Genomic DNA, 565 nt, shown 5'->3' with positions numbered 1-565 from the left:
GTAGACGATGCTGCCGCCTTCGGCCACCGACGGCGTGGCGCTCAGCGAGACGGCGGTGGCGTCGGCGTCGTCGGTGACCGAGGTCAACGGGCTGCCGACCGGCGTCAGCGACTCGTAGCCGCCGCCGGTGTGGCCGGCGATGGTGGCCGTGACGGTCTGCGGGGCCTGGGCGAGCACGTCGTCGGCGCGCACCGCGAACGGGGCGCTGCTGGCGCTGCTCTGGCCGACCGGGATCGTGATGGTCTGGCCGTTGTCCAGCGTCAGCACCAGCGGCGWGCCGCTGACCGGGCTGCTGACGGTGGCGGTGTAGACGATGCTGCCGCCTTCAGTGACGCTGCCGGTCGACGCGCTCAGCACCACGGTGCTGTTGCTGCCGTTGWCGGTGACGCCGGTGCTGACCGGCGCCGACGGCGCGAGGCCCTCGAAATTGCCGCCGCTGGTGGACGCGACGCCCACCGTCAGCGTCTGCGTGCCCTGCGCGTAGGCGTCGTCGCCGCGCACCACGAAGGGTGCGCTGCTGGCGCTGCTCTGGCCGACCGGGATCGTGATGGCCTGGCCGTTGTCC

Annotated in this window: 1 protein-coding gene; it reads right to left on the bottom strand. The window is 73.2% G+C overall.

Features of this window, described 5'->3' with window-relative positions:
* Nucleotides 1-565: immunoglobulin-like domain-containing protein (locus AC1D01_RS38065; RefSeq protein ID WP_477875184.1), on the bottom strand; the 565-nt coding region annotated here is incomplete at both ends.

Source organism: Rhizobacter sp. P3_B12 (assembly GCF_056402895.1).
The sequence above is the reverse complement of the archived record's forward strand: the minus strand, read 5'-3'. Positions and strand labels throughout refer to the sequence as shown.